The sequence below is a fragment of the Nostoc sp. genome, from assembly GCF_036917455.1.
Lineage (GTDB): Bacteria > Cyanobacteriota > Cyanobacteriia > Cyanobacteriales > Nostocaceae > Nostoc.
In genome coordinates this window covers 1-25,669 of record NZ_JBALDK010000165.1, presented here as the reverse complement: position 1 = coordinate 25,669, position 25,669 = coordinate 1, and the positions used below count along the sequence as shown (strand labels likewise).

The window sequence follows — 25,669 nt, the reverse complement described above, 5'->3', positions numbered from 1 at the left end:
TAAGCATTAATTATATATTTTGTAGTATATAGTACTTTAAAGTACGTAATCTTGATTAGCGATCGCTCTTGGGAAAAAACTTTTTGGTTTACTGTTAAGCATCAGTGAAGGTTTAGCGCCTATTTTAAAAGTTAAAGCCCTCGCGGGAGTTTGAAAATTCTGTTTAGCTATTAGCCCGCAATTTATTGCAGGCTAGGAAAGCAACGCAAAAGCAAGGTTTTATGGATAGCGGGTTAAACATCTTGTCAATTTACTAACAGTCTCATAGAAATCGCTTGGGCTTAAATTGACTATCCAAGAATAATTAATCAAAGTCTGAAACGACCTATTTTAGTAAATCCATACCATGATTAATTTGTATAGGACGTAAGTCCTAAAGCATTTCTTTCTTCTCTGTGCGTTCTCTGCGCCTCTGCGGTACGTCAAATAAATTGACTTAACCCAAGCGCATTGATATAGCACAAGCCTTGGTGGCTAAGACATCAACAGATGATGAAACTTAGACACAAGAAGACTTTTCACCCAGTCCCCAGTCCCCAGTCCCTTGCTATATATAACGTTACCGCAAACTGTAACGCCAAGAGCGAACATAATTTTGTATAAAAAAACAACACAAGCGAATAAATTCGTTGTGAAAAATTGGTGGCTTGGTAAAATAGAGGCGAAATCAGCACAACACAAGAAACTAACCCGTTCCCCAGGCTTTGCTAATAACCGAGTGGACTGACGAGTATCCACGAAAAATCAATTATTGGGTAGAGGCTAAGTCCACACCCACTGGTTAACTGCAACCACGCCTTAAGTATAAGTAAGCACCCTGTTGCTAGTATTATCTAGAGCATGAAAAAGCCCCAAGGCAACAGCTAGGCAATAGTTACCTTAAGATATTCGGCATTACATACTAGCGATAGTAGTTAAAGTTACAGAGTAGGGTTGATGACAAACAAAAGCGGCTGTTGGTCTATTTCTGGAAACTCAACTTCCAGAGTATAAGTTGGGTTAAGTTGCTCGCAGCCTAACTCTACACTTAAGTATCCCGAAGTCGAAGATGTTGCCATTGCTAGAGTGCCACTTCCACGAAGGATCAAAGTTCCTTTAACGGGTAACTCAGCCTGAACAAGTAACTTTCTAAGTTTACCTACAGACTGATACTCTACTCTGATGTTCAAATTACCGACAGTGGTTAGCCATTGTCTTTCTACCACTGGACTGGTTGCTGAAAGTGGTAGAGTCAGATTTTCCAGCAGTTGTTTAGCCGCTAGCAACGACAAAGCCATTTGTTGACGTGGTTGTAAATCTGAATAATCGCTCTGAATATTGGGTATTGTCTCCAGAGTATTTACAGATCGATAGGTGCTTCTTAGCACCAGTCCAGCTATATCGTTTAATGCTTGAGAATCGTTGGGAAAAAAGTTTTCCACCACTTGAACTAATTTTGCTCCCAGAGGTATTGAAGATGTCACCAACGCCTGACATTGTTCCAGTAATTGCTGAAAAACTCTCTCTGGTAAAGGACACGGCAGGTTCAGCTTCGACTGTTGTACCATCCATCCCCAGGTAGGAACGAGCGTCATTGACGGCTCTTCAACAAAATCGGGATAGTCGATTAATTGTGTTTCCCAGGGAAACAAAGGTGGGTGGTCTTGGACTTGGATTTGTAACCGACGCTTAAGGACGGCTTGGAAACGATCTTGCACAGTAGGAATTTCTCCCAATTGAAAGGTCTGGGGCGTTCCTCCCGATTTTGGCTCACTGCTTTTTGAAGCAGTGGCTTCATTGAGAAGTTTTTTTACCCCGTCATTTTCCTCACATGGTACAGATTGCCCGTCATTATTGATATCATCTATCAATAACCAACCGAGATACTGATATTGTGAGGATTCTGAGTCACTATTCATGAGTAGATGCACCTGATCCGGACACTAATGAGTTACGAATTTCCCAAGCTTGCTCAAGAATCTTAAACCATCGTTTTTGAAGTTGTGCCATTGACAGCCCTAAAGTTTTTGCGATTTTTTCATCGGCTTGTCCTTGTTGCTTCAACTCTAATAAAGACCGTTGCTTACTATCCAGCTGTGCTGTGTATACTTGCCATTGCTGGGGAGTTAAACCCAAATTGGTATGTAAAGAGGCTTCTAGCCACTCGTGAACTAATTCCCAACGGTGTAATAATGCAAACCGAATCAAATGATACTTGAAGCGCTGCTGTAAGTAATCTCTCTGACGAGAGGTTAAACCTAAAACCGACTCAATTTCCTGGGCTGATAGATCCTGGAGGCGGAGGGAAAAATAATCAGCACAGTCAGATTGTTGCCGTTGTTCGAGATAATTCATTAATTCTGTAACCACAACGGAGCGCAAGGTATCTTCTTCGGGTTCGGGTTCGGCTTGCGTTGCCATTGTGGAGCGTAATTGATGCACTGCTGGTTCTTCCCAAGAACCATCACCATCATTATTGCTGCCTTCTGCGGCTTGTTCTATATCTACACTGGTTTCTGGGGGCTGCTGTTGAGAAAAAGTTTGCGCCCGCAAGATAATTAGCTGCTGCTGACGGCCTGGTAAAGGAATGCGTCGCTTGCCGTAGCGTTCGGTAAATGCCATGTACTCGGACAATTCTAGAAGCGTCTGGGGGCGATAAGTAGCACCAAGTTGATTTTCTCGCCGGAAAGCGTTTAATGCTTCTAGATAAAAACTTTGTAAAAAATCTTCAATTATAGTCAGTCGCCCTTGATAACTCAATTGCTTCTGAGGCGGATTAATGTATCGATAAATAATTGCACTCAGAGTACTGTGTAATTCTACCCTGCCCCGATTTGAACCCAACTGATAGTACCTGAGACACTGTTGCAGCCGATGCCGAGCTAGGGTCATCGCCGAGCTTTCTACTGTTCCAGAAGCTTGAATACGTTTGCTCTCATGGCAAATCCGATAGACTTCGGTGGTAATACGTGTTGCTACATCATGGCAATTCTGTTCCGAAGCTTTGGTCGATTGTTGAAACTCCTTGGACAGGAGTTGAAAGATCGCCTCCACGCCTTTAGAATTTTCTCCCAGAATATTTGCAGATGGAATAGTTGCGGTTGCGGCTGAATTCATAGTCTCGGTTTTCAAAAGACCCTAAGTATTTAAATACAACCTGTACGACTGTGGGTATTGGCTTTTTTGGTTTTACGTATAAGCTAAACGCAGACCAATCCTACATTAAGGATATGTCTGATTTTATTATTCCCAACTTGGATGGGATTGTTCACACTTTGATAGATGTTATTGCCATTACCCAGGAGCCGTATACAAGTCATTATGGATTTAGAAGCACAAATTCAATTGCTGATTGACAATGCACCCCGCGATGGTATAGCACCAAATCTGATTGCAGCAATTGCTCCTGCCCTTAGAGCGATCGCTTTAAAATTACGTCACTCCCAGTACTATATTCTCCAAAATTCGGAGTCAAGCTGGGTTTTAACTACTTTGAGCAATCGGACTAATCCAGGATTGGAAAAGCGAGTTATTTACGCTTTCCCTACCATACAGGATGTCTCTCTAATTTCCCCTGCTGGGCTTGACCCTCAAATGCTAGCTAAAATTGTTCCTGTCACCCATATTTTGTTCCAATTGGTGGCATTAGAACCCGTAGATGGGATCATTTTTTTGGAAACGCCGGGTAAGACCACTCATACCGTTGAAATTCGGCGAACCGATCTAGAGAAACTCATGCAGCAACAGTTGCGACAACCGCGATCGCCTAAATACATACCCCCTGATATTGCATAGAAAAATTTGGGATGTGGGATTTTTTAGATACAATCCCACATCCCAAATTTTAAATCTCAAATTCTTTTAAAAAAGTTTTTGATGAAAAGAAATTAATGCCCGTCACTACCCTTTTTGTTCTTTAAAAGACCAATCCATCGGCTTAATTTTCCGCCTAATCTAAAATTGATAAACAAATAGTTATCAGTGAACATTTTTCAAATTTTAGCTGACCATTGAGCAAAATTTCCCTACCTAATAAATATTTGGTAGGTTTAACTTGCCATCTAAAGCCCCATTTTGTACCTATATAATTTAATAGAGACGACTCAGTGTGTACTCAGCTATGTTAATCAATGCCTGATGAGATTCTGAAGGTGGGAGAACTGCAAGATGTTCAATTGCTAACTTAACATGGTGAGCAGCTAACTCTCGCGCTTGCTGTATACCTTGACTATCTTGAATTAGTGCTAGTGCTTGCTCTAAATCCTCTTCTTGAGCAAACTCCCGGTCAATCAACACTTCCAAGGATGGTTTTTCTGCTAAAGCAAATAAAACTGGTGCTGTCAGATTACCACTTTTCAAATCTGACCCCACTGGTTTACCCAAGGTATCTGTTGTACTGGTGAAATCTAGAATATCGTCAACAATTTGAAATGCTATACCAAAATGACGACCGTAGCTATACAGATGCTCAACCGTTTCCCGCGAAACTTCACTGAGTAACCCAGCAGCTTTAGAACTGTTGGCAATTAACGAAGCTGTTTTGTAATAACTCTTCTGGAGGTAAGTTTCAATCGACATACCAGCTTCAAAACGATTTAGTCCCTGCTGGATTTCCCCAGTAGCCAAATCCATAATGACTTCTGAGAGGAGTTTTACCACTTCCAAATTATCCAAGTTTGCCAAATACCAGGAAGATTGGGCAAAGAGAAAATCTCCTGCTAATATGGCAATGCGGTTACTGTTAAAGAAACTATGAACAGTAGGAACGCCTCGCCGCACGTCTGATTCGTCTACCACATCGTCATGTACCAAACTTGCTGTGTGAATCATTTCTGTAATCTCAGCTAGGCGGCGATGACGCGGTGTAATGTCTTGCTCTAACATGGTTGCCCGCGATATTAGCAGGACAATTGCTGGTCTGATACGCTTTCCCCCGGCTCCGAATAAATATTCGGCTGCTGCAAACAAAATGGGGTGGCGATTTCCAACTAGCTGTTTTAGGTTATCTGCTAATAGTCGCAGGTCTGCTTCCACAGGGTTAAACATGGAGGTGGCTGGGGTCATGGATGGGCGGACTCTGACTTAGGTTACGAAAGTTTACATATCCTACACTCATTTTAAGATAACCCTGTTCCAGCGCAAAGTTTTCATAAGTTAATCCCATTTTCATAAGTCTATGGGTGATATAAAAGGATGTTACTGCGCTTGTCAATAAGTAATTATGCTTAATTATGGAGAAATTTGAGTTTTCAACTAACTTAAAACATGACATCTCAGTATATGGGAGTAAATATTAGCTTTAATTGGATCGAGTAGCTTGCCGATACACGTTTACCGCCACAGTTAAAAGTAGAATTCAAGCAAGATTACTTATTGACAAAATGGATGTCCTTCAAATTAAGTTGCCAATAGATCAAACTAAGTTTCTTCAGAACTGAAGTGTAGTTATTCAAAAAATTTGAAATTTAGCAGTCGAATGGGCTTCAAATTCAGGGTCGTTGTGTTACGCTAAATTATAGGAATTTTAAATTTTTCAGATATTCACACCGCAAAAGTAAGTCACTTAGTAAGTGATTTTACTGTCTCGGTGATGTGGGTCTAAAATAATTAGTCGTAGTCTAGATTAAGGGAATAATCCCTTTTGTTTTTTCTACGATATGCAAAACTCCTGGTTTGGAGCTATGCGATATCCCTATGGGAAGCCGCTACACGTTGCAGCGCAAGCATTGCTCTTTTCACAGACAGTATGAGTAAAAATAACGTAGATCGAGTAGACCTCTGAGAAGCGTAGTTTTAGATTGCTAAAAGGCAACCTAACTACTGTGGGGTCTATGGTCTGTAGTCAGTCTCATTAGACAATAAATTCTTTGTCCGTAGGGAATTGGGTCTCTATAGGTAATTTTACCATAGGAAACTACAGTAATCAAGAATGTACTTGGTTGGCTGAGGTTCTACTAATTTTATGGAATTTTATATTCGTTTGAAAAGGTGCTAGTAGAACAATGATTTACGGAAGTATACCTATGATGATTTTTATTTTAGCGTCTGGATATTTGTTCACAGTCTACCTGTTATTAGCACTGGCAAAACGAACGGGTACAAAGACTGTTTCTAGAAGTTTTCCTTCATCTGCCGAAGGAAAACACAAGCAGGAGATATCTGTAAGGGCAAAGGTGACTGAAGCAGTTAATAGTCAGTAGTCAGTAGTCATTTGTCATTTGTCATTTGTCATTTGTCCTTTGTCTTTAAATCAAAACAAAGGACAAATTAGTTTATTGAACTTGGGAAATAACGGTATCAGTGAAGCAAACTTCTTCAACCATTGGGGTATAGCCCAGCCACTGCACTCCTGACTGGGAAAACTGTTGCGGACAACCACTAACTGCGAAGCGAGTTGGCAGTGGGAGGTAGGTATTTTTTAAGCCTAGCAAATCTAACTCTTGGGCACAAGCTGCCACGACATGAACGGCTGGGTCAACTAGCTTGACTTGAGAGGGGAGGAGCGATCGCAATACTGGTGTAAGGTGGGGATAATGGGTACAGCCGTGAACTAAGGTGTCGATTTCCTGCTCTATTAAAGGTTCTAGATAAGCTCGTGCCACTTCAGCAGTGTAAGGGTCATGAATCCGGTTTTGCTCGATAAGTGGCACAAACTCAGGACAGCCAACTTGCCAGACTTGGACATCAGGGGCAATTTCGAGGATAGCGTGCTTATAAGCATTACTTTTCGCCGTAGCTGGAGTAGCAATTACACCAATCCGCTTTCCTTGCTGCACCGCAGCTTTGGCACCCGGTAGAATTACTCCCAAAATGGGGATGTTGAATTCTTGACGCACGGTTTCTAGGGCTAAGGCAGAACTGGTGTTGCAAGCCATGATGACCATTTTTACCTGCTGCTGTTGTAGCCAGGTAAGAATTTCGCGCGTAAATTGTAAAATTTCTGCTTGTGAGCGAATTCCGTAAGGAAGTCGGGCTGTATCCCCAAAGTAAACAATTGATTCATTGGGGAGTTGCCGATATAGTTGGCGCAGTACTGTCAGTCCACCTACACCACTGTCAAAGATGCCAATTGGGGCACGTTGGGGTTCTTGAGCCGAAAAATCGTCAAGATTCGCATCAAAGATCGAAGATGAATACACAGGCAGATATTAATTTAGGTTTTGGGATTTAAAATACAGAATTTAGCAGACAATGGGCTAATTGACCACTAAATTCTGCACGCCAAAAAAGTCTAAATACCACCTTTTAATAGTAATTTGTACTAGATTAACGCTGTAAGTATTTTAGGATGCCACGAGCGATCGCTTCTGCCATCCGATTTTGATACTCTGGTGATGCCAACCTGGGATTATCTTCTCGACCAGTCATATAACCTGTTTCTACTAAAATCGACGGCATAGAGCTTTTCCTGAGAACGTAGAATCTAGCTTTGCGGGTTCCCCGGTTATTGATTGTATCGATGTTCTGGAGGATGGTATTGCGAACAACTTCAGCCAGAGCATAACCGCTATCGTAATAATATACCTCTAATCCATTGACATCAGGCCGATTATCAACAGAATTAGCGTGAATGCTGACAAACGCAGTCGCATTAACTCGCTCGGCAATTTCTACCCGTCCTTGAAGTTCTACAAAAAAGTCAGCATCGCGCGTTAGTACAGCTTGTACGCCATGTTGCTCTAAAATTGCTGCTACCCTTTTGCCAATAGGCAGAATTACATCTTTTTCTAAAAGTCCACCTATGCCAGGTGCGCCTGAGTCCTTTCCACCATGTCCTGGGTCAATCACGACTAGTAATTTTCCTCTAGGAACTGAGGGACGCGGCTGTGATTGTGATACAGGACGGGGATTATCTGTAGGGTTTGGGAATTGCCCTTGGTTTGACGATGATAGAGGAGGTAAAACAAGGGGTGGCGTGATACTACTAGAGCGTTGTAATTCTAAAGCCAAAAGCTCGTCGCCAACTTGATTGAGTTCCCCAATTTGTACTCCGGCGGCTGGTTGCACTAAGACGACGACAGTATTGGATTCTTGTGGTTGCAGGCGGACTCGCAGGATAGGGCTATTAGGATTAAAAGTCGGGCCTGTGACTTTGGGAGCTAACCGAGCATTGTTGATGGTAATACGAAATAGACCAGAGGTTCTATCCCAACCTCCTGTCGCAGATACAGCTTGGTCTGCTCTAATCAGCAGTTGTGTGCCATTATTAGCCAGTTGTACAGACTCAATTGTAGCTGTACTAGATGGTATGGGGCGTGGACTATTACCTCCAGGTAACTGGGCAATGCCACGACTGGGCAGAAGCACAAAACCACCAACACTGCTAGTAGTTGCCCGCCAATTTTGACTATTTTCGTCCACCTGTAAAGTCATGCGAACAACAGATGGGCTTGTTTGTAATTGACTGAACTGAATGCTGCTAACACCATAGCGATTAATTGACAAATCGCGTTGCTTTAGACTTGGTGATAAAGTAGCGCCGGCAATGTCGAAGCTAATTGCTCTTTGATCGTTGCTACGATTTACCTTAATCTGAGGATTACCACCATTGGTACGGACAAAAAACCCATCGCCTGTGACTTGTAAGTTCTCAATTTGAGTAACTCTGGCGACAAGCATTCCATTTCTAGGTGGAATGACAGGGCTTGTTGTCACTACATTGTAAATATCCCTTTGGGAGAACACCGATGGAGATGTTCTCGGCAAAGTTTCTGTGGCTATGGCTTGTTCTTGTTGTCCCGCAGTATTTGTTGAAGGGACATTATTATCGGCTACTGGTGTAGGTAATTGCACCATCCAGCGTTCACGAAGTGTCTCCGCAGGAGATTCGCCAGTTCTACCAACAAATTGTACTCCCTTGGGGTCTAAAGTATAACCAGGAGTCAATTCAACGACTATGCGTGTTGTTTGTTCGTCAAATTGCCCAATCCGGATAGCGCGAATTGCACCGCCCACCTGTTGGGTTAATTGCGGGCGGCCAAATGTGGTTCCTGGTAAATCAATTACTAAACGAGTGGGATTAAAAATTAATTGTGCTTGGGGTTGAACATTCCCTAATGTATTAATTTCCAGCCTGTTTTGATTGGCATCAAAACGCCAAGATTCAAGTTTCGCGGCCATGGCTGGCGACGATAGCATGAAGATAGTTCCAATAGTACTGGATAGTAACCAGTGTAATTTCACAGTCCTTTCTCCTGATTCACATTCATGGGAGCCGTTAACATCTCAACATATTGGCAAATCCTCACACCATAACCGCTTACCTTGAGTTTTGCGCTGTTATTAAGACACAGCTAATGGCGTAAAATATAGCACGCTCTGATGATTTTGCCATGCCATTAGCTCAGATAAATTTGACTGGTAAAGCATCAGATGACAATAACAAAGAAGCTACTCTTGTCCCGCCGCAAGAATACTTAAATTGTTTTACTACTAAATTGGATAAAAATGGTAAAGATTAGATGTATTTACTCAACAATTTCGACTAAACTACTTATCTTCTCTTTAGATACTGAAGAACGCCACGAGCGATCGCTTCTGCCATTTGATTTTGGTAAGCTGAGGTTCTAAGCCTAGCCATATCCTCTCGACCAGTCATATAACCCGTTTCCACGAGAATGGAAGGCATAGAACTTTTTCTGAGGACATAAAATCTGGCTCGTCGGACTCCCCTGTCTTTGAGAGTACCAATATTTTGAAGAATACTACTACGGACAACGCGAGCTAAATCCAGACCACTGTCGTAGTAATAGACTTCCAAACCATTCACATCGGGACGACTCGCACCGGCGGAATTAGCGTGGATGCTGACAAACACATCAGCATTAGCTCGCTCTGCTAATTGCACCCGTCCCGGAAGGGTAACAAAATAGTCAGAATCCCTAGTCATAATTACTTGGACACCATTTTGCTGCAAAATCTCTGCTAGCCTTTTACCAATCGGCAAGATCACATCTTTTTCGCGCGCTCCTCCAATGCCAAGCGCTCCTGAATCTTTGCCACCATGTCCGGGGTCAATAATCACTACCACGCGCCCATTGGGAACTCGGCGCTGTGGTTGTGTTAGGGGCTGCGGATTGGGATTATTTGGATCTGGGAATGGCCCCCGGTTTGGGGGTGGTAGCCCAGGTAAAGCAAAGGGGGGCCTTCCGGGGAGGGCGACGACTCGACGAGAACCTTGGATTGGTACTAAAAGCTGGCCACCGATTTGCTGGGGTTGCCCAAGTTGCACCCCGCCTGCTGGTTGAACTAAAACAACAACTGTGTTGGGCGCTTGCGGTTGCAGCCGTACCCGCAGAATGGGGCTATTGGCAGCAAAAGTAGGGCCTGTAACTTTGGGAGCTAACTTGGCATTGGGAATTGTGACACGGAATACACCGGAGGCTCTATCCCAGCTTCCCGTAGCAGATAAAGTTTGGTCGGCTCTAATGAGCAGTTGTCTGCCATTATCAGCTAGTTGTACAGACTCAATTGTAGCTGGCGAGTTGTTGGCAGATGTTCTGCTGGGAAAGGAAATTGCGTCTGACTGATTGTCTGAATTATTACTTCCAGGCAATCTGGCAACGCGACCAGGTAGAACCACTAAACCACCACTGTTACTATTAGTTGCTCCCCAATCTGGGCTATTTTTATCCACCCGCAAAGTCAGGCGGACACCAGGAGGTTGGCTTTGTAGTCGAGTGAACTCAACACGGCTAATACCATGTTTGTTGACGGGTATATTATTCTGTTGTGCCAAACGTGGTGATAAAGATGCGCCAGAGATATCCATGAAGATGGTAGCGCGATCGCGGCTGCGAATTACCTGAATCGGAGGATTGCCACCACTGGTACGGATAAACAACCCATCGCCTGTTACTGTCAAGCTCTCAATTTGAGTCGCCCCTCGTGTAGTAGTGGCAACCCTTGAAATACTAGGTTGAGACTGAGAGTCTGGGGTAACAACAGTGTAAGCACTTCTGGAAGATGAGCTAGGAGATGAGGCTACTCTATCGACTTCTGGTCTAGGTAATTGCACCGTCCAGCGATCGCCAGTTGTCCCAACAAATTGGACTCGTTTGGGGTCTAAAGTATAACCAGGTATCAGCTCGACAACTATCCGGGTTGTTTCTGTATCAAACTGCCCAACCCGGATTGAGCGAATTCCACCGCCCACCTGTTGGGTTAATTGCGGACGGCCAAATGTGGTTCCTGGCAAATCAATTACTAGCCGAGTGGGGTTGAAAATTAGCTGTGCTTGGGGTTGAACTGCTCCTACAGTATTAATTTCCAGCCTGTTTTGATTGGCATCAAAGCGCCAAGATTCAAGTCTCGCAGCCATTGCCGACGACGATAGCATGAAGATAGTTCCAATAGTGCTGGGTAGTAACCAATGTAATTTCACAGTCCTTTCTCCTAATTCACATTCATGGCAGCCGTCAATATCTCAACTCATTGGTAAATCATCACACCGTCACCACCTAAACTTGACCTTTGATGCCTTTTTTGATTTTTTAAGCTGGTATAAAGACACGCTTAAATTAGTTATCATATTGGGTCTAAATGCCCATGTGAAATTTTTCACCTTTAGAGGTAAGAACTCTGACTTCCTAAAGAAGCTAGAAAACAAATAACTGATAACCGTTCACTGATAACTGTTTTTTATTTGTTGCCATCAATGCACTAGCACTAAGTAAATAATTCCCATTACTGTGAGATGATTTAGCAAAATTTATGGGTGTTACTCCCAAATTATCTGGAAAATATTCAGATAAAGGCTCACAAGCCAAGGGAGACTGGAAATAAATAACATTCCGAATGCTGGTAGAAATATATAAACAGACGATTATTCTACAATCAGATGGGACGGAAATTTGGAGAGAGAAGTTTCCACTGCATAATTGCAGAATCTTCAAAGCACAGTGATAGTACTGAATTCATAATCCTGAGTTCTGAGGGTAAATCACTCAGAACTCAGTAATAATTTCCCTAAGACTTTGATTAGCGATCGCCAGATTCTGGAGTTACTTCCAAATTGTCACTATCATTTGATGCTGACACCCTCGACTGAGGTGGTTCAATTACCAACGAGTTTCCAGAGGAACCGTCTAAAACTAGTTGGTCTAAGCCTGTACCCGCAGTTTTTGGGTCTGGAAATACAAATCGTAACAAAGGAGGAGCTAAAAAGGTTGTCAAGATAACCATCATGATAATTGCCGCCCCTAATGGTTTCGAGAGAGCGCCACTGGCTGCGCCGACACCAGCAAACACCAATCCAACTTCCCCTCTAGGAATCATCCCCACACCGATCGCTAAACGGTTGATTCCTGGTTGACCAAACACGCTTAAGCCTGTGATTACTTTACCGAGAATGGCTACTGTAATCAGGAAAGTTGCCATAATTAGACCTTCTCGATTATCGGGAATTGCTGGGTTTAACACTCCCAAATCGGTTTTTGCGCCAACAGTCACAAAGAAAATTGGCACTAGGATATCAGCAATGGGAAAGACTTGCGTTTGCAGTTCTTTGCGCTTATCTGTCTCTTCCAGGACTAAACCCGCCGCAAAAGCTCCCAAAATTGCTTCTAAGTGGATGACGGCGGCAAAGTATGCCATAGCAAAGGCAAAGATCAATGCTGGGATTACCAGTCCACCGCGTGTTTTGAGTTGATCAGCGATCGCCACAAAGGATTTATTGAAAACATTCCCTAGTAAGATTGCTCCCAAAATAAAACCAGTCGCACTGATAATCAAGTAAATGACTTTGCTGACATCCACCACACCATCTTTAGCTAAACTGGCAACTACTGCTAAAACGATGATTCCTAATACATCGTCAATTACGGCAGCACCTAAAATAATCTGCCCTTCTTTAGAATTGAGTCGCCCCAACTCTGACAGCACCTTGGAAGTCATTCCAATACTAGTAGCAGTCAAAGCTGCCCCAGCAAAAATTGCCGGTACAGCAGCAATCCCAAATAAAGTCATCAGTCCCACAGTCCCAGCAGCAAAGGGTACTGCTACCCCGACTACTGCGACGACGGTGGCTTGGATACCAACTGCCATTAAATCTTTTAAGTTCGACTCCAACCCGATTTCAAACAGCAGGATAATCACACCCAATTCTGCCAAAACGGAAATGACCTCAGACTGGGCTGCAAACACAGCTGGAGTGGCTTCAGGAGTTAAACCAGCAGTGATTTGCAGGAAGGACATGATCAAAGAGTTAGAACTGTCTGTGCCGCCTTCTGGAAACACTAAAAGGTGGAAAACAGAGATGCCTACGACTACACCACCTACTAGTTCGCCTAAGACGGGCGGCAAACCCACTTGGTTTGATAACTCTCCACCAACTTTGCTGGCGAGGTAAACGACTACTAAGCTTAGTAGCACTGCGGCTACTACCATTGAACTGTCTGCGGCTTCTGTTGCGGTAGCCAGCAGAGGAAAAGAGAAGTTGATTGGATCTAACAAATGCATGGGTTCTGTGAAAATCCTTCTCTTTGATTCTGACGTGTTTCTGAAAAACATCTATCAAGATGCACTTGAAAGCTTTAAAATCTTAATTTTTGCAAAGTTCGTAGTCAGTACTAAAATCCTTATTTTTTAAGCATTTTAGTGCTTACTCTAAACCGTCAAAACTAGCTTGATGGACTATAAGTGTAATTTTTTTAGTTTCAAAAAATGTAACCATTCCAGTTTTTGACGATCGCAGTGTCAAAGTAAGAACATACAAATCGTATCTAGCGATCGCACTTAAATTGTGAAAAACTTGTGGTGACTGTTGTTTTTTAACAGTCATCACAAAGATTGCTAAATACGCTGATTAAAAACATCTGTGGATACTTTGAGGAGTGCAAATCTTATGACTAGAGCCGCTTTACCCGGTTCTCAGTTTCCATCTGGAAACTTGTGGAAAATACTGCCTTTAGCAATGCTTTTATGTGCAACTTTTGTACTACCTGCATTGGCACAAGAAAAGGAGAAATTGTGGCGAACCCTGAGTGTCAGTGGTCGCGGAGTGGAAACGATTCCTACAACCTTGACGCAAGTTAGTTTAGGAGTGGAAATTCAGGGGAAAACAGCACAGGAGGTACAGCAAGAAGCCGCCCGCAGGTCATCAGCTGTAGTTGCGTTCCTCAAGAGCCAAAATGTCGAAAAATTACAAACTACTGGTATCAGGCTGAATCCAGTTTACAGCTACACTGATAATGTGCAGAGAATTACAGGCTATGCTGCCAATAACACCGTGAGTTTTCGCATTCCTACCGAGAAAGCCGGTACATTATTGGATGATGCAGTGAAAGCGGGTGCAACACAAATTAATGGTATTAGTTTTGTTGCCAATGACGAAGCGATCGCAGCTGCTCAAAAACAAGCATTAAAAGAAGCCACCCAAGATGCCCGACAGCAAGCTGATGCTGTTTTCAGTGCCTTGGGTTTCAAATCCAAAGAGATAGTCAGCATTCAAGTTAATAATGCAACTGCGCCTCCACCACCCATGTTTTTACGGGCTGAAGCTGCCAAGGCAGCCGATGCTTCCACCCCTGTCGTTGGTGGTGAACAGGAAGTAGAAGCATCGGTGACTTTGCAAATTAGTTATTAGTCATTTGTCATTAGTCCTCTCTTACAAAGTCTGAGCGCCGACTTGCGGCGCTCAGACTTTGCGCTTTGTCATTTGTGAAGACAAAAGACTAATAATTAATGCCCAATTAATTAAAAATGTTCCGAAGACATATCTCCTGCACCACCCTCTCCATCTCGTTTAGAGCCTAATAATTCCAGTTGGTCTACTCTAATAATTGGTGTAGAGCGGTTTGCTCCTGTTTGGCGATCGCTCCATGTGTCAAACTTTAAGGAACCTTTGATGCCAATTAAGCTGCCCTTACGCACATAATTACCTGCTACTTCGGCGGTTTTATCCCATAGTTCTAGAGTGAACCAGTCAGGTTCGTCGCTGTTGCGCGATCGCCTTTTTACGGCTAGTGTCAATCTACACTTCACACTACCAGACTCAAAATATTTTATATCTGGGTCGCCGCCTACACGACCAACAAGGGTGACAATATTGATACTCATAGGTTTTACCTTTCAGTACAGGTGTACTCGTTAATTCTGACTTTTATCATAGCGAATTGTGAAACACTTGAAAATAATGTGTTAAACAGTTAACAATATAGTGGAATTGAAAAATTATACATACTATTTGGAGAAACACATAAAAGCATACGGATATACTAAGTTAACCAGAGAATATCAAAATACAGAGACCTGAGACATAGTAAATATTCCTGGGAATCATATAAAAATATAGTTTAGTTTGCTGAACTCAGGATACAAACATAATCGAATCTACTCTTACCGTTGTAGTCAAGAAGTATCGCACATAGGGGGCTTAAAGACGCGTGGGTATTTTTAGGAACTTTCGCACATCATGGGATATGGGTATCGACCTCGGTACTGCTAACACCCTGGTTTATGTATCTGGTAAAGGGATTGTACTGCAAGAGCCTTCTGTCGTTGCTATCGATGTCAACGAAAAGGTAGCCCTAGCAGTAGGAGAAGAAGCCAAAAAAATGCTCGGTCGGACACCTGGAAATGTGATTGCCCTCCGCCCCTTGCGTGATGGTGTAATTGCTGATTTCGATATAGCCGAGCTGATGCTGAAAAGTTTTATTCAGCGTGTAAATGAAGGCAAATCTCTGATTTTACCGCGAATTGTCATTGGTATTCCCAGTGGTGTCACTGGTGTAGAAAGGCGAGCTGTCATGGATGCAGCTCACCAAGCAGGAGCCAGAAAAGTTTATTTAATCGACGAACCTGTAGCCGCAGCCATTGGTGCAGGACTACCTGTTGCCGAACCCACTGGCAACATGATCATCGATATTGGTGGTGGTACAACAGAAGTCGCGGTGCTGAGTCTTCAAGGTACGGTAATTAGCGAATCAGTACGCATTGCTGGAGATGAACTGACTGATTCGATCATTCAGTATATTAAGAAAGTTCATAACTTAGTCATTGGTGAGCGGACTGCTGAGGAAATCAAGATTCGGCTTGGTTCTGCCTATCCTACTCATGACGATAATGATGCCATGATGGAAATTAGAGGCTTACACCTGCTTTCTGGTCTACCGCGAACTGTAACCATCAAAGGCCCAGAAATCCGTGAAAGTATGCTGGAACCGCTATCAGTAATTATAGAAGCTGTGAAGCGGACACTGGAACGTACACCTCCAGAACTAGCAGCAGACATTATTGACAGAGGTATCATGTTAGCTGGTGGTGGTGCTTTGCTCAAAGGCATAGATACCTTAATTAGTCATGAAACCGGGATTGTAACTCACATTGCCGCCGACCCTCTCTGCTGTGTTGTGCTAGGAACAGGTCGGGTGTTAGAAAACTTCAAACAGCTAGAACGGGTTGTTATCGAAAGCTCTCGCAATATGTAGCAAAAAAATATCATACTTGAGTTCTATTTGAGTTCTATTTGGGTTCTATATAAAGAGAATCCAAATAGAACTTAATTGTATAAGTAGATAAAGGTATATATGGTTACAATACGGCGTTGGTGGGATCGTAAAGGCTTACAAATCGGGTTGTTAGCTCTAGTAGTTGGTAGTGCTTTCGTATTGCGACAGACTCAAGGTGAATTGGTGCTTGAGACATACCAGGCAATTACCCGTCCATTAGAGATGTTGCAGTCAGGGCCAACTCCAGAAGAACGGATTAGAGATGCCCGGATATTGGAATTGCAAACCCGTATAGTAGATTTGGAAAGTCAAAAGACAAAGCTACAAGATTTATTAGGCTATGTGGAAAAAGAGCCACTAGCATCACGGCCAATTCCAGCCAGGGTGGTAGGACGTAGTGCTGACCAGTGGTGGCAACAAGTTACTCTAAATCGCGGTACGAATTCAGGGATTCAGGAAGGCTTTGTAGTCAAGGCCGATGGCGGATTAGTAGGTTTGGTAGAGAGTGTAACTCCCAATACTAGCCGCGTGTTGTTAATCAGTGACCTTAAGAGTCAAGTGGGTGTATCAGTTAGCCGCACGGCAGCTAAAGGCGTTTTGCGAGGAGATTCTTCGGCAGAAGGGGTGCTGGAATTTTATGAAAAAGTCCCAAATGTGAAGATAGGAGATTTAGTTTCCACATCTACTTATAGTCAGAAATTTCCATCTGGCTTGGCAGTAGGACGAATTAAGTCGCTGGATTTAAAGAAACTTCCGGCATCAGTGGCAAAAATTGAGCTTTTTCCGCCAATCCGCTCTCTTGATTGGGTAGCAGTTTATCCAAAGCCAGAAAACCAAGAGTTGGAAAACCAAAAGTCAGTCAATCAAGTGCCGCAAAAGTCTAAGTAAATTATTCAAGAAAATCCATAGAAAAATGAAGATTCCTGCATTTGGTATTAGCAGGCAGAAAAAGCCAAAATCGTCAGAGCGAAAATCGAAATTCCGAATCCAGCCGCTTTCTCGTTGGCATCCCGGTGCTCGTAAGTTGTTGGGTTACATAGTCACGGCGAGTTCTGTACTGTTATGTTTACTATTATTGCCAACTCGCCTGCCAGGTATGGAATTATTGGGAATTGGCCCTAACTGGCTGTTAATTTGGGTGGTAGCTTGGAGTGTAAAGCGTACAGTGTTTGCCGGAGCCTTAGCAGGTATAGTTCTGGGATTACTTCAAGATTCAATGACAGCACCTAACCCGACTCATGCCATCAGTTTAGGTATAGTAGGAGTTTTAACTGGTCTGCTCCAGAAACAGCGTTTTATTGAAGAAGATTTTATTTCGATTGCTGTAATTGTCTTTGTGATGGCAGTTTTGGCAGAAACTATCTTTGGATTGCAATTAACTTTGACAGGCGATCGCAAAGTAACAGATATTTGGACATATTACCAGCGTGTTGCCCTAGCCTCTGCCATTCTTAGTAGTCTGTGGGCACCCGTCGTCTATTATCCCCTGAATCGCTGGTGGCAACAGATAAAATTGTTGGAGCAATAGTCAAAGGAGTTAGGATAAAATATTACGCAAACATTAAATCAAACAACACCGTATTATGGTAGTTAGTAGCATTTGTGTCTGATAGTTTCTTTTCTGCCTTAAAAGAATATCAGGTAAGTCATCTCCTGATTGACTGACGGCAGAATGTGGAAGCTTTCACTAAATAACCTAGTTGGAGAACGCTAATGTCGAAGGAAAGAAAAAGTAATAAAGAAGTTAAAAAACCTAAAAAAGATCCCAAAGACAAAAAGGAGAAAAACGACTCAAACAAATAGAACGATTTAGATAAATAGCTTTAGCGAAGACCAAGAGTTGTATTTCTTTATATTGACAATACTTCTTCCAGTAACATTGATTAGGAAAAGTTATTGTTAAGAATTTATTCACCCTTGGTCAAGCCTCAAAATCGGAGAATTTAGATTAGGAGGTGCGATGTCTACGACGGGCTATGACGCTTTCTAAGAGACGTTCTTGCTAGCTTGCTTCCCGGTAAAGGTATGTTATCGGCATCGCAATTTATCAAGCAGGAGTAAATTTCAGCGAAACACCGTTCATACAGTAGCGCTTGCCAGTGGGTGCAGGGCCGTCATCAAAAACATGACCCAGATGACCACCACAGCGACTACAATGCACTTCAGTTCTGCTCATAAATAACGATTTATCTACAGTAGTAGCGATCGCACCTTCAATCGGGTTAAAAAAGCTAGGCCAGCCAGTACGACTGTTAAATTTGGTATCAGATGTAAATAGTGGCTGTTCGCACGCAGCACAATAGTAAGTACCATTGTCGTATTCTTTGTCCAATGGGCTGGTGTAAGGGCGTTCAGTCCCGTGTTTACGCAATACGTTAAACTGTTCTGGCGTTAAAATTGTACTCCACTCTTGTTCTGGTTTGGTAATTTCAAATCCACTGTTAGAAGTTGTCATCTCTTTTGACCCCCACTTTATATACCTTGATAACAATGCTGTGCCAACTATTACTGCACTAGCCTGAAGAAAATAGCGTTTGTCCATATATCTATTATTTTCTATTTTCCGGTTAACTGGACAATCAACTCCAGTACGGAATTCCCTACATTAATCACTATAATCAGCGATCGCTCTGAATTAGCCCTGATAGACTGATTAAAATTAGCTAAGAAACAACAAATTATTTTTAAACAAAATACAGGGGCGGGAATCCGCTCTATTTGGCCTGATTTTGGAGAATAGAAGTATAGTTTTCAATTGGAGGATAGCGACGGTCAATCATGATCTTCATCTGAGATGGTTGTGAGATGCTGAGTAGTCCGATCCAATTGTTCTATTTGCAATAAAATACAACCAATTGCTTTCCCCAAGCTGGTCACAGTCCCCACACAGGTAGCTGTAGTTAATACTTTTACTTTTGCTGTCGCCGACTTTCTAGGGACTAATATACATAAATCTGCCATTTTTGTATTCTTCCTGGAGACATAAGGAAAGGAACAACGGGACAGGAGAATAACCATGCCCCAAATCCCCCATCCCACCAATTTCTCCGATCGCAAACTTATTGAACACCGCTTAAGGGACTTCCAAATAAAAAAATATTCCAAAACTGACGCAAAAATCCTCTTAATCTCTCTTCTCTCTGTGTTCTCTGCGTCTCTGTGGTTCGTTTTTTGGGATAATTTATTCCTTGGAAATCCCTAATATACATTGGTCTGATAGGAATACTGGAGTTTCTGAAAAACTTCTTGCTTGCTTAAGTAAAATATGTGATACTCTACATCTATAAATAAAGCACGGTAGCTCTATCGTTTTACCGTAGTTTAAAAGGACAGGACTCATGCAGCTACTATGGTTCATCCCAACTCACGGCGACGGACGCTACCTTGCAACTGCTACAGGTGGAAGGGCGGTAAGCTTTCCTTATCTGCGGCAGATAGCCCAAGCGGTGGATGACCTTGGTTATACAGGGGCATTGCTGCCCACGGGACGTTCTTGTGAAGATGCTTGGATTGTAGCGTCAACGCTGGTATCGCTGACACGACAAATGCGTTTTTTGGTAGCGATTCGTCCCGGCTTGGTATCCCCTGGAGTTGCAGCACGGATGGCGGCAACTTTCGATCGTCTCTCTGGGGGACGCTTGCTGATTAATGTCGTGACAGGAGGCGATCCGGTAGAGTTGGCGGGAGATGGCTTGCATTTGGATCACGATCGGCGCTATGAATTAACTGATGAATTTTTGACAGTGTGGCGAGCGATCGCTAGTGGAGAACAAGCCAATCTTCAGGGCGATTATTTCAATATTCAAGATGGTAAACTGCTGTTTCCGCCTGTGCAGAAGCCATATCCACCCTTGTGGTTTGGCGGTTCCTCTGCCGTTGCTCAAAAAATTGCTGCCAAGCACGTAGATGTCTATCTAACTTGGGGTGAACCACCGGCGCAAGTAGCCGAGAAAATTGCATCAGTTCGCAGACTTGCTTTATCAGAAGGCCGAACTTTGCGGTTTGGGATTCGTTTACATGTGATTGTGCGCGAAACCGAGAGTGCAGCTTGGGATGCAGCCAATGATTTGATTAAATATGTAGATGACGAAGCGATCGCTAAAGCTCAAAAAGCTTATGCGCGGATGGATTCAGTTGGACAACAACGGATGACTCAATTACACCACGGCGATCGTGAGGCATTAGAGATTAGCCCGAACCTATGGGCGGGAGTCGGTTTGGTGCGAGGGGGCGCAGGAACAGCCTTAGTAGGCGATCCTCAAACCGTGGCGGCCAGGATGTTGGAATATGCAGATTTAGGTATTGAGTCCTTTATCCTCTCAGGCTATCCCCACTTAGAGGAAGCTTATCGAGTTGCAGAACTTCTATTTCCCCATTTGCCCTTAGAGAATCTGCCGACAGTGGAAAAGCAGCATGTCTTAAGTCCATTTGGTGAAATTGTGGCAAATGAAGATTTCCCTAAGCAACATAAAGAGAAAGCCACATCCATATCCTAGTAAAGTTTAGGGAATTGGTTATTTCCAATTCCCCATTCCCATTAATACATTAGGAGTTTAATTGTATGACAAATATTTTAGCGATCGTAGGTAGTCCAACCCATCCATCTAGAACTTATGGTGTTATTGAATACACCGCCAAGCTTTTACAACAAGAAGGCTTGCATGTAGACATTATTTCAGTTCGGGATTTGCCTGCTGAAGATTTAGTTTTTGGACGATACGACAGCCCTGCTTTAGAACAGCCAAAAGCTTTATTAGCAAAGGCAGATGGTGTGATTATTGCCACCCCAATTTACAAAGCTGCTTACACAGGAGTGCTGAAAACATTTCTAGATTTGCTGCCACAAAAATCATTGACAGGTAAACCTGTATTACCAATTGCTTTGGGTGGAACGATCGCTCATTTATTAGCAATTGAATATGCTCTTAAACCTGTACTATCTGAATTAGGAGCACGGCATATCCTAGCTACTATTTATGCAGTAGACAAACAAATTCAACGACAAGCTGATAATAGCGTCGTGTTAGATGAGGAAATTGACCAAAGACTCAAAGATGTACTCAAAGAATTTGTTAAAGCTGTAGCTTATGATGCCGATGCACCTCAAGAATTGGTTCATGCCAATTAAATAATCAAGTTTATACCTCCGTTTACTTGTAGCAGAGGGTTAAAAATTACCCTTCTGCTACTTTTCTCTAAAAGTTTATCAAAGTAACATAAAATTCCATATTTATAGTAATAAAATAAATAGCCTATATCTATATATAAACCTCTATCTCCTAACTCTACATGTAGTAGATTAGTCAAATTAACTAATCTACTACTTTTTTTTGCTGTGATTTTAAAATTGCCATCAGGATATAAGAATTGTTACCAAAAATTATAGGTTGGATAAGGTTAATACCTTACCCAACCAAAGCGCGATTGCTCTTAATACAGTTCAGGGTTTTATTTCACCTGAAATTGTAGTTTTAGAGGTTATTTGAAAAGTCATGTTGTCGGTATAAAAAGTTCTGTATCCCCCTAAATCCCCCGATAAATTAGGGGACTTTGATTCTAGTTCCCCCCTTTTTAAGGGGAGCCAGCGTGGTCTTGGGGGTTTCCCCCATGAGCGACTGGCGTGGGTTAGGGGGGATCGCTAAGTGCCTAAAATCACGGCGAAATACTTTTTAAACATCCTCTAATGGCAATACGCTTTTTTGGTCAGGTTAACCAGTAAATTAGATGTAAGGCGTAAAAAAATAAACTTAATGAAAGCGATGTCTAACGACAGGCCGCAAGCCATGTGCGCTACTGATTTTGCATCTATCATCGGTGAAGAAAATGCTGTTTACCTTTGGGAAAATATCGAAATAGGTCAGCAAAAGCGTATCCAACAGGCTATAACTTCTGGAAAATCTCCCAGTTGTATCGTCTATCCCCATACCCAACAACAACTAGCCGCAGTCATCGCCAAAGCTCACAGTCACAACTGGCGCGTCCTTCCCTGTGGTAGTGGCAGTAAACTTAACTGGGGTGGTTTAGCTAAGGATATTGATGTTGTAGTTAGTACAGAACGCATCAACCAACTGATTGAACACGCTGTTGGCGATTTGACTGTCACAGTAGAAGCTGGAATGAAGTTCTCCGATCTCCAAGCACTTTTAGCAAAATCGCGGCAATTTCTCGCCCTTGACCCCGCAACACCAGAGTCAGCAACTATTGGCGGTATAGTAGCCACAGGTGATACAAGTTCTCTGCGACAACGTTATGGTAGTGTGCGCGACCAGTTACTAGGTATTACCTTTGTCCGTGCTGATGGAGAAATTGCCAAAGCTGGGGGAAGAGTAGTTAAAAATGTTGCCGGATATGACTTAATGAAGTTGCTTACTGGGTCTCATGGCACATTAGGCTTTATTAGTCAACTAACTTTTCGCCTATATCCGCTATCAGAGGCATCGGGGACGGTAGTATTGACTGGTAGTGCTGAGGCTGTATCCCAAGCGGCTGATATCCTTCGAGGTTCGGCTTTAACACCAGTTCAGGCTGATTTGCTATCAACTAAATTGGTGTCCAGCTTAGGTTTAGGTCAAGGACTAGGATTAATTGCGCGCTTTCAAAGTATTAGTGAGAGTGTTAAAGAACAGTCAAATCGAGTTTTAGAAGTTGGGCAAAAGTTGGGCTTAAATGGAGCAATTTTTGCCGATGCTGATGAGGCTAGTCTATGGCAAAGATTGCAAGAACGAATACATACTACTGCTACAGAATCCGTAATTACCTCCAAAATAGGAGTGTTACCTACTGCTGCTGTGGAGATTTTGACTCAGGTGGAGTTGGGTTTGATTCACATTAGTAGTGGTTTAGGTTTGTTACAATTAGAGAGTAAAAATCAAGTTTTGAAGGTGCGCGATTCTACTCAAGCTAATAGAGGTTTTTTAACAATTTTGTCAGCACCAAAGGCGGTTAAAGAACAAATAGATGTTTGGGGTTATACGGGAAATGCCTTGCCGTTGATGCGCCGTATTAAGGAACAGTTTGATAGTAAGAATATTTTAAGTCCTGGTCGGTTTGTGGGTGGGATTTAAGAAACGAACCGCAGAGACGCAGAGGGCACTGAGATAGAGAGGGGAAAGAATAATTATGCAAGTTTCAGAAAATTCTGTTAATAATACGGCTAGTTTAAAGAATTTGAAGGGCTTTGACGAGATTCATCCGCCCGATCCAAAGTTGATTGATAGTTGTGTCCATTGTGGATTTTGTCTCTCGACTTGTCCGAGTTATCGGGTACTTGGGAAGGAGATGGATTCACCTAGAGGACGTATCTATTTAATGGATGCGATTAATGAGGGTGAAATTGCTTTAAATACGGCAACAGTAGAACATTTTGATTCTTGTTTGGGATGTCTTGCTTGTGTAAGTACTTGTCCTTCTGGGGTGCAGTATGACAAATTAATTTCTGCAACTCGTCACCAAGTTGAACGGAATTATCCCCGCAGTTTGCCAGACCAATTTTTTCGTCAACTGATATTTTCTCTGTTTCCTTATCCCAATCTTTTACGAGTTTTATTAGTTCCGTTGTTAGTTTATCAAAAGTTTGGGTTTGCCAAATTCTTTCGCGCTACAGGTTTACTTAATAAAATATCGCCCCGTTTGGCAGCGATGGAATCAATTTTGCCAGAAATTACTCTCAAATCTTTTCAAGATAATTTGCCTAGTGTAATTCCTGCTAAAGGTGAGAAGCGGTATCGTGTTGGGGTGATTTTGGGTTGCGTGCAACGGCTGTTTTTCTCCCCCGTGAATGAAGCAACGGTGCGGGTTTTAACAGCAAATGGTTGTGAAGTTGTGATTCCGAAATCTCAAGGTTGTTGTGCAGCGCTTCCCGAACACCAAGGACAAACAGAACAGGCGAAAGCTTTAGCAAGGCAAATGATTGATAGTTTTGCTAAAACTGATGTAGATTTTGTGGTTATCAATGCTGCTGGTTGCGGTCATACTTTAAAAGAATACGGTCACATTTTAGAAGATGACCCAGAATATCGGGAAAAGGCAAAGGATTTTGCAGCTAAAGTGAAAGATGCTCAAGAGTTTTTGGCAACTGTTGGGTTAACAGCAAAACTGTCGCCACTGACTAATAAACCTTTGAATTTAGTTTATCAAGATGCCTGTCATTTATTGCATGGCCAAAAGATTAGCGTGCAACCGCGTCAGGTATTGCGACAAATTCCGGGAGTGAAATTGAGAGAACCAATAGATGCAGCTTTGTGTTGTGGCAGTGCTGGGGTTTATAATATGCTGCAACCAGAAGTTTCTGAAGAATTGGGTCAGCAAAAAGTGCAGAATTTATTGAATACTGGTGCGGAGTTAATTGCTTCTGCTAATCCGGGGTGTACTTTGCAAATTACGAAACATTTGCAGTTGCAAGGTAAGAAGATTTCAGTTATCCATCCGATGGAGTTGTTAGATTATTCGATTCGGGGTGAGAAGTTAAAATTGTAGACATTTTGTCATTGATTTTAAAGCAAAAAGCCAAAGCTACGTTTTTACTCCCTTCCTCGCTTGCGGGAGGGGTTGGGGCAATACTTCTCGGTTAGCGCAATTAGTCGTTGTACATCCCCTCAACCCCCCTTAAAAAGCAGCAGGGCTGTTTCATCTCCTTAAAGATATAAAATGACAAGCGTCGAGGGGATGAAAACAATGGGTACAAAACTAGGTTCATGTGGATATATCTGAGTGGTTTGGAATTGATGGTATACGCGATCGCACTCTACTCAAATTATCTCAAGCGATCGCCATTTATTCTATAACCCCTTCTCCTCTCATAGGATGATGAACTAAACTATTTGCCATGCCATCATCAATGAAATAAAACAGTCAGCCGAGGTTTTCATGGCATTAGAAGGAGTGATTTTAGATGTTGATGGCACGCTGGTATTAAGTAATGATGTTCATGCAAATTCTTGGGTAGAGGCATTTGCAGCCTATGATTTAGAAGTGCCATTTGAAACACTCAAACCACTCATAGGCATGGGTGGAGATCAACTGATTCCCAAAGTAGCGCCAGAATTAAATAGTGAAGAAGGAACTGGCAAAGCGATCGCTAAACGACGCAAAGAACTTATATTGAACAAATATACACCGCAAATTACTGCTGCCAATGGTACTAGAGACTGGCGTTGTTGCGTGAATGGGAAAATTGACACACCCAACCCATGATTGGAGTAGTAACTAGTCTGCGACTTTGTAACTGTCAGGCTTACCTAGCT

22 protein-coding genes are annotated in these 25,669 nt (G+C 42.6%); 11 read left to right on the top strand and 11 right to left on the bottom strand.

Annotated features, from left to right (window positions below):
- Window positions 1–920 precede the first annotated feature (920 nt).
- Entirely contained in the window at window positions 921–1,898 is a 978-nt protein-coding gene (locus V7K42_RS17525) for a PatU (RefSeq protein WP_334918220.1), read from the bottom strand.
- Complete coding sequence (hetZ, locus tag V7K42_RS17520) at window positions 1,891–3,096, bottom strand: heterocyst differentiation protein HetZ (protein ID WP_334918218.1); 1,206 nt, start codon at window positions 3,094–3,096, stop codon at window positions 1,891–1,893. The genes V7K42_RS17525 and hetZ overlap by 8 nt, the downstream gene beginning before the upstream one ends.
- 204 nt (window positions 3,097–3,300) lie before the next feature.
- Between hetZ and V7K42_RS17515 the strand changes: the two genes are divergently transcribed.
- Window positions 3,301–3,774 carry a hypothetical protein gene (locus V7K42_RS17515; protein ID WP_334918216.1) on the top strand — a complete coding sequence of 158 codons (474 nt, stop codon included), beginning with the start codon at window positions 3,301–3,303 and terminating at the stop codon, window positions 3,772–3,774.
- Window positions 3,775–4,068: 294 nt separating this feature from the next.
- Here the strand turns inward: V7K42_RS17515 and sds are convergent, their stop codons facing one another.
- Window positions 4,069–5,043, bottom strand: coding sequence for a solanesyl diphosphate synthase (gene sds, locus V7K42_RS17510; RefSeq protein WP_334918214.1), 975 nt, complete (start codon window positions 5,041–5,043; stop codon window positions 4,069–4,071).
- A 938-nt stretch (window positions 5,044–5,981) separates the two neighbouring features.
- Here sds and V7K42_RS17505 point away from each other — a divergent pair.
- The gene (locus V7K42_RS17505) at window positions 5,982–6,179 is read left to right on the top strand and encodes a hypothetical protein (RefSeq protein ID WP_094344228.1); all 198 of its coding nucleotides are present in this window, start codon (window positions 5,982–5,984) and stop codon (window positions 6,177–6,179) included.
- A gap of 72 nt (window positions 6,180–6,251) precedes the next feature.
- On the opposite strand, the gene murI is transcribed toward V7K42_RS17505, so the two are convergent.
- The 5 genes from murI to V7K42_RS17480 form a co-directional block, all read right to left on the bottom strand.
- Window positions 6,252–7,118, bottom strand: coding sequence for a glutamate racemase (gene murI / locus V7K42_RS17500; protein WP_334918212.1), 867 nt, complete (start codon window positions 7,116–7,118; stop codon window positions 6,252–6,254).
- Window positions 7,119–7,245: 127 nt separating this feature from the next.
- Window positions 7,246–9,162, bottom strand: a complete 1,917-nt coding sequence (locus V7K42_RS17495; RefSeq protein ID WP_334918210.1) for an N-acetylmuramoyl-L-alanine amidase — start codon at window positions 9,160–9,162, stop codon at window positions 7,246–7,248.
- Window positions 9,163–9,472: 310 nt separating this feature from the next.
- Entirely contained in the window at window positions 9,473–11,362 is a 1,890-nt protein-coding gene (locus V7K42_RS17490; RefSeq protein ID WP_334918208.1) for an N-acetylmuramoyl-L-alanine amidase, read from the bottom strand.
- 596 nt (window positions 11,363–11,958) lie between these two features.
- On the bottom strand, window positions 11,959–13,437 hold the full coding sequence (locus tag V7K42_RS17485) for a cation:proton antiporter (protein WP_334918206.1): 1,479 nt from the start codon (window positions 13,435–13,437) through the stop codon (window positions 11,959–11,961).
- Between the two features lie 142 nt (window positions 13,438–13,579).
- Window positions 13,580–13,759: a hypothetical protein gene (locus V7K42_RS17480; protein ID WP_334918204.1), complete on the bottom strand. Its 180-nt coding sequence runs from the start codon at window positions 13,757–13,759 to the stop codon at window positions 13,580–13,582.
- A gap of 63 nt (window positions 13,760–13,822) precedes the next feature.
- Here V7K42_RS17480 and V7K42_RS17475 point away from each other — a divergent pair, with 63 nt between their 5' ends.
- Entirely contained in the window at window positions 13,823–14,563 is a 741-nt protein-coding gene (locus V7K42_RS17475) for an SIMPL domain-containing protein (RefSeq protein WP_334918202.1), read from the top strand.
- A gap of 110 nt (window positions 14,564–14,673) precedes the next feature.
- Here V7K42_RS17475 and V7K42_RS17470 read toward each other — a convergent pair whose 3' ends face one another.
- Window positions 14,674–15,036, bottom strand: coding sequence for a single-stranded DNA-binding protein (locus V7K42_RS17470; protein WP_174711502.1), 363 nt, complete (start codon window positions 15,034–15,036; stop codon window positions 14,674–14,676).
- Window positions 15,037–15,398: 362 nt separating this feature from the next.
- On the opposite strand from V7K42_RS17470, the gene V7K42_RS17465 reads away from it, so the two are divergent.
- From V7K42_RS17465 to mreD, 3 genes are all read left to right on the top strand, one after another.
- Window positions 15,399–16,406, top strand: a complete 1,008-nt coding sequence (locus V7K42_RS17465; RefSeq protein ID WP_334918222.1) for a rod shape-determining protein — start codon at window positions 15,399–15,401, stop codon at window positions 16,404–16,406.
- Between the two features lie 99 nt (window positions 16,407–16,505).
- Window positions 16,506–17,315, top strand: a complete 810-nt coding sequence (mreC, locus tag V7K42_RS17460; protein ID WP_334918199.1) for a rod shape-determining protein MreC — start codon at window positions 16,506–16,508, stop codon at window positions 17,313–17,315.
- Window positions 17,316–17,340: 25 nt separating this feature from the next.
- Window positions 17,341–17,955, top strand: a complete 615-nt coding sequence (gene mreD, locus V7K42_RS17455) for a rod shape-determining protein MreD (RefSeq protein WP_334918197.1) — start codon at window positions 17,341–17,343, stop codon at window positions 17,953–17,955.
- A 519-nt stretch (window positions 17,956–18,474) separates the two neighbouring features.
- Here mreD and msrB read toward each other — a convergent pair.
- Both msrB and V7K42_RS17445 read right to left on the bottom strand, forming a co-directional pair.
- A complete protein-coding gene (gene msrB, locus V7K42_RS17450) occupies window positions 18,475–18,969 on the bottom strand; it encodes a peptide-methionine (R)-S-oxide reductase MsrB (RefSeq protein WP_334918195.1) in 495 nt (164 codons plus the stop codon).
- Between the two features lie 230 nt (window positions 18,970–19,199).
- A complete protein-coding gene (locus V7K42_RS17445; protein WP_334918193.1) occupies window positions 19,200–19,388 on the bottom strand; it encodes a hypothetical protein in 189 nt (62 codons plus the stop codon).
- Window positions 19,389–19,765: 377 nt separating this feature from the next.
- Here V7K42_RS17445 and ssuD point away from each other — a divergent pair, with 377 nt between their 5' ends.
- The 5 genes from ssuD to V7K42_RS17420 all read left to right on the top strand — a co-directional run bounded on the left by ssuD (window position 19,766) and on the right by V7K42_RS17420 (window position 25,619).
- Complete coding sequence (ssuD, locus tag V7K42_RS17440; protein WP_334918191.1) at window positions 19,766–20,923, top strand: FMNH2-dependent alkanesulfonate monooxygenase; 1,158 nt, start codon at window positions 19,766–19,768, stop codon at window positions 20,921–20,923.
- Window positions 20,924–20,988: 65 nt separating this feature from the next.
- Window positions 20,989–21,555, top strand: coding sequence for an NADPH-dependent FMN reductase (gene ssuE, locus V7K42_RS17435; RefSeq protein WP_334918189.1), 567 nt, complete (start codon window positions 20,989–20,991; stop codon window positions 21,553–21,555).
- A 622-nt stretch (window positions 21,556–22,177) separates the two neighbouring features.
- A complete protein-coding gene (locus V7K42_RS17430; protein ID WP_334918187.1) occupies window positions 22,178–23,491 on the top strand; it encodes an FAD-binding oxidoreductase in 1,314 nt (437 codons plus the stop codon).
- A gap of 55 nt (window positions 23,492–23,546) precedes the next feature.
- The gene (locus V7K42_RS17425; RefSeq protein ID WP_334918185.1) at window positions 23,547–24,902 is read left to right on the top strand and encodes a (Fe-S)-binding protein; all 1,356 of its coding nucleotides are present in this window, start codon (window positions 23,547–23,549) and stop codon (window positions 24,900–24,902) included.
- A gap of 390 nt (window positions 24,903–25,292) precedes the next feature.
- Window positions 25,293–25,619 (top strand): HAD family hydrolase, encoded by a 327-nt coding sequence (locus V7K42_RS17420; RefSeq protein ID WP_334918183.1) that lies wholly within the window; start codon window positions 25,293–25,295, stop codon window positions 25,617–25,619.
- The last annotated feature ends 50 nt before the right edge of the window (window positions 25,620–25,669 follow it).

Bases quoted from the DNA above. Each gene is read 5' to 3' on its own strand.
- V7K42_RS17525 (WP_334918220.1), bottom strand. From the start codon at position 1,898: ATGAATAGTGACTCAGAATCCTCACAATATCAGTATCTCGGTTGGTTA.
- V7K42_RS17505 (WP_094344228.1), top strand. From the start codon at position 5,982: ATGATTTACGGAAGTATACCTATGATGATTTTTATTTTAGCGTCTGGA.
- V7K42_RS17480 (WP_334918204.1), bottom strand. From the start codon at position 13,759: ATGACTGTTAAAAAACAACAGTCACCACAAGTTTTTCACAATTTAAGT.
- ssuD (WP_334918191.1), top strand. From the start codon at position 19,766: ATGCAGCTACTATGGTTCATCCCAACTCACGGCGACGGACGCTACCTT.
- V7K42_RS17445 (WP_334918193.1), bottom strand. From the start codon at position 19,388: ATGGCAGATTTATGTATATTAGTCCCTAGAAAGTCGGCGACAGCAAAA.
- V7K42_RS17420 (WP_334918183.1), top strand. From the start codon at position 25,293: ATGGCATTAGAAGGAGTGATTTTAGATGTTGATGGCACGCTGGTATTA.
- sds (WP_334918214.1), bottom strand. From the start codon at position 5,043: ATGACCCCAGCCACCTCCATGTTTAACCCTGTGGAAGCAGACCTGCGA.
- mreD (WP_334918197.1), top strand. From the start codon at position 17,341: ATGAAGATTCCTGCATTTGGTATTAGCAGGCAGAAAAAGCCAAAATCG.
- V7K42_RS17465 (WP_334918222.1), top strand. From the start codon at position 15,399: ATGGGTATCGACCTCGGTACTGCTAACACCCTGGTTTATGTATCTGGT.
- V7K42_RS17470 (WP_174711502.1), bottom strand. From the start codon at position 15,036: ATGAGTATCAATATTGTCACCCTTGTTGGTCGTGTAGGCGGCGACCCA.
- mreC (WP_334918199.1), top strand. From the start codon at position 16,506: ATGGTTACAATACGGCGTTGGTGGGATCGTAAAGGCTTACAAATCGGG.
- V7K42_RS17485 (WP_334918206.1), bottom strand. From the start codon at position 13,437: ATGCATTTGTTAGATCCAATCAACTTCTCTTTTCCTCTGCTGGCTACC.
- msrB (WP_334918195.1), bottom strand. From the start codon at position 18,969: ATGGACAAACGCTATTTTCTTCAGGCTAGTGCAGTAATAGTTGGCACA.
- V7K42_RS17475 (WP_334918202.1), top strand. From the start codon at position 13,823: ATGACTAGAGCCGCTTTACCCGGTTCTCAGTTTCCATCTGGAAACTTG.
- V7K42_RS17425 (WP_334918185.1), top strand. From the start codon at position 23,547: ATGCAAGTTTCAGAAAATTCTGTTAATAATACGGCTAGTTTAAAGAAT.
- V7K42_RS17430 (WP_334918187.1), top strand. From the start codon at position 22,178: ATGAAAGCGATGTCTAACGACAGGCCGCAAGCCATGTGCGCTACTGAT.
- V7K42_RS17515 (WP_334918216.1), top strand. From the start codon at position 3,301: ATGGATTTAGAAGCACAAATTCAATTGCTGATTGACAATGCACCCCGC.
- ssuE (WP_334918189.1), top strand. From the start codon at position 20,989: ATGACAAATATTTTAGCGATCGTAGGTAGTCCAACCCATCCATCTAGA.
- hetZ (WP_334918218.1), bottom strand. From the start codon at position 3,096: ATGAATTCAGCCGCAACCGCAACTATTCCATCTGCAAATATTCTGGGA.